The 3,944-nt window shown below is 72.9% G+C and carries 1 protein-coding gene; it reads left to right on the forward strand.

Annotated features, from left to right (window positions below):
- Nucleotides 1–3,944 (forward strand): type I polyketide synthase (locus tag ACGFIQ_RS36190; protein ID WP_393250845.1); only part of this gene is annotated, 3,944 nt, incomplete at both ends.

Raw genomic sequence — 3,944 nt, forward strand, 5'->3', positions numbered from 1 at the left:
CTCCGCCGCAACGACGACACCCCCCACCGACTCACCACCCAACGCGCCATCCTCCACACCCACCACCACCCCAACACCAACCACCTCACCCCCACACCCACCCGACCGGTCAACCTCCCCACCTACCCCTTCCAACACCAGCGCTACTGGCTCGATCCGGCTCCCCGATTGACCGACGCCTCGGGCCTGGGCCAACGTTCCTCGGCGCACCCGCTGCTCACCGCAGAGATCCGGGTCGCCGACACCGACACGTCCCATCACACGGGCCTCGTCAGCCTGCACACCCACCCCTGGCTGGCCGACCACGCCGTCGGCGACACCGTCCTGCTCCCCGGCACCGCCCTGCTCGACATGGCCCTGCACGCCGCCGCCCACACGGGCACGCCCGCGCTGGAGGAGCTCACGCTGCAGACCCCGGTCGTCCTGCCCGCCGGCCACCCGGTCCAGTTGCAGGTCAGCACGACCGGCACGACCGTGACCGTCCACTCGCGCACCGGCGACGACGAGCCCTGGGTCCTGAACGCCTCCGGCAGCCTCGGTGCCGCTGCACCCGAACCCGCTGCCTTCACCGAGTGGCCTCCGCCCGGCTGCGCCCCGGTCGACACAACCACTCTCTACGACGACCTCGCCGCCGCCGGCTACCACTACGGACCCGCCTTCACCGCCGTCACCGCCGCCTGGCAACACCCCGACCGCACCACCTACACCACTATCGCCCTACCCGAAGGCCTCACCACAGACGGCCACACCATCCACCCCGCCCTACTCGACGCCACCCTGCACCCCCTCGCCACCCACACCGGCGACACCATCCACCTACCCTTCGCCTGGACCGGCGTCACCCTGCACGCCACCAACGCCACCGAACTCCACGCCACACTCACCCCCACCGACAACGGCATCACCATCAGCGCCTACGACCCCACCGGACAACCCGTCATCACCATCAACCAACTCGCCACCCGCCCCGTCGACCCCACGATGCTGGGCGGCCCCCGCACGGACGGCAGCCGTTTCGAGATCACCTGGACGGCCGCGGGCGCCGACGCCGACGCGGGCGACGTGGAGGTGTGGACCCCGCCGGAGACCGGCGATCTCTTCGAGCTCGCCGCCGGCCTGCTGCACCGGCTCCGGGAGGGCGGGGACCGGCCGGTGGTGGTTCCGGTGAGCCCGGACCGTCCCGAGCACGGCGTCCTGACCGGCCTCGCGCGCTCCGCCGCCAGCGAGAACCCGGGTTCGGTGACCCTGGTGCACACCGACGTCCTCGACGACCGGGCCCTGGCCGCCGCGCTGGCCGCCGGCGAGCCCGAGGTCGCGGTCCGCGACGGGAACGTGCTGGTGCCCCGCCTGGCCCGGATCACCGGCGGGCCGGCGGGGCGGCGCCTCGGTCCGGACGACACGGTGCTGATCACCGGGGGCACCGGCGGCCTCGGCGCGCTCGTGGCCCGCCATCTCGCCCAGCACAGCGGTGTCACCCGGCTCGTGCTGGTGTCCCGGACCGGCCCGGCTCACCCCGACGCCGAGGCGCTGCGCCGGCTCGCCCCCGAGGTCGAGATCGTCGCGTGCGACCTGTCCGACGGCGGGAAGGTGGCCGAGCTGATCGCCGTCCTTCCGCACCCGCCGACCGCGGTCGTGCACGCCGCCGGCGTTATCGACGACGCCACGCTCGGCACGATGACCGACGAACAGTTGCGGCGGGTGCTCGCCGCCAAGGCGGACGCCGCCCGGCATCTCCACGAGCAGACCCGCGGGCTCGACCTGTCCGCCTTCGTGCTCTTCTCCTCGGCGGCCGGCACCTTCGGCAACCCGGGGCAGGCCAACTACGCCGCGGCGAACACCTATCTCGACGCGCTGGCCGCGCACCGCCGCGGTCTCGGCCTGCCCGGCACCGCGATCGCCTGGGGCTACTGGGACGTGGCCACGGCGATGACGGCGCAGGCCTCGGCGGCGGCCACGGCCGACCCGATCAGCGCCGAGCTGGGCCTGGCGCTGTTCGACGCCGCCCTCGCCGGCGGCCCGGCTCATCAGGTGTGCGCGCCGCTGTCCACCGCGTCGTTGCGCCGTCGTCCGAACCTGCCGCCGTTGGCCCGGGGGCTGGCGGGCCCGACGCTGCGGACGGCCGCCGCGGCCGCCGGTCAGGACGACCTCGCCGCGCGGCTGCGCCTCCTGCCGGAGGCACGGCGGCCGCTGCTGCTGCTCGACATGGTCCGGGCCCAGGCCGCCGCGGTCCTCGGGCACTCCGGTGCGGAACGGATCGAGCCGGACCGGCCGTTCAGCGAGATCGGTTTCGACTCGCTCACCGCCGTCGAGTTGCGCAACCGGCTCAACGCCGCCACCGGTCAGAAGCTGCCGGCGACGCTGGTCTTCGATCACCCGGACCCGCGGCGCCTGGCCGGGCACCTCACCCGCCTGGTCCTCGAGACGGCGGGCCCGCGCCGCCCGGTGGTGGCGACGTCCCGGCCCGCCGACGAGCCGATCGTCGTGGTCTCGACCGCCTGCCGTTTCCCGGGCGGGGTCGGCTCCCCGGAACAGCTGTTCGACCTGGTCAGTTCCGGCGGCGACGCGACGGGCGAGTTCCCCGTCAACCGGGGCTGGAATCTCGGCAAGCTGTTCGACCCGGACCCGGACAAGCCCGGGACGACGTACGCGCGGACCGGCGCGTTCCTGCACGACGCGGATCTGTTCGACGCGGACTTCTTCCGGATGAACCCGCGTGAGGCCATGGCGACGGATCCGCAGCAGCGGTTGCTGCTGGAGACGACGTGGGAGCTGTTCGAGCGGGCCGGCATCGACCCGGATTCCGTCCGCGGCAGCGCCACCGGGGTCTTCGCCGGGGTCATCTATGCCGACTACGGGCCGCGGCTGATGCACCGCACCCCGGACGGCTTCGAGGGTTATCTCGGCAACGGCAGCGCGGCCAGCGTCGCCTCCGGCCGGGTGGCGTACACGTTCGGTCTGGAAGGCCCCGCCGTCACGGTCGACACCGCCTGTTCCTCGTCGCTGGTCGGCATGCACCTGGCCATGCAGGCGCTCCGGCAGGGCGAGTGTGACCTGGCGATCGCCGGCGGGGTGACGGTGATGTCGACCGCGTCGGCCTTCATCGAGTTCTCCCGGCAGCGGGGGCTGGCCCCGGACGGGCGGTGCAAGCCGTTCGCCGATGCCGCCGACGGCACCGGCTGGGGTGAGGGCGCCGGCCTGGTCCTGCTCGAACGCCTCTCCGACGCCCGCCGTCACGGCCACCAGATTCTGGCCATCGTGCGTGGCTCCGCGGTCAATCAGGACGGGGCGTCGAACGGCCTGACCGCCCCGAACGGCCCGTCCCAGCAACGCGTCATCGAGCAGGCCCTGGCGAACGCGAAACTGTCCGCCGCCCAGGTGGATGTGGTCGAGGCGCACGGCACCGGCACCACCCTGGGCGACCCGATCGAAGCCCAAGCCCTCCTGGCCACCTACGGCACCGCCCACACCCCCGACCAGCCACTCTGGCTGGGATCGATCAAATCGAACATCGGCCACACCCAGGCCGCCGCCGGAGTCGCCGGAGTCATCAAAATGATCCAGGCCATGCACCACGGCCTGCTACCCGCCTCACTACACATCGACCAGCCGTCCCGACACGTCGACTGGACCACCGGAGCGGTTCACCTCCTCACCCAGAACACCCCCTGGCCCGACACCGGCCGACCCCGCCGCGCCGCAGTGTCATCATTCGGAATCAGCGGCACCAACGCCCACCTCATCCTCGAACAAGCCCCACCCACCGAACCGGCACCCACCCCCGAACCCGGCCCCTGGATCCACCTATCGGCAAAAACCCCCACCGCACTACAACAACTCGCCGCCGACCTAGCCACCCACACCCGCAACCACCCACACACACCCATCGCCGACACCGCCACGACCCTGCACCACCGCGCCCGGCTACCCCACCGCGCCGCCATCGA

The organism is Micromonospora sp. NPDC048898 (genome assembly GCF_043198035.1).
In the GTDB taxonomy this organism is placed as follows: domain Bacteria; phylum Actinomycetota; class Actinomycetes; order Mycobacteriales; family Micromonosporaceae; genus Micromonospora.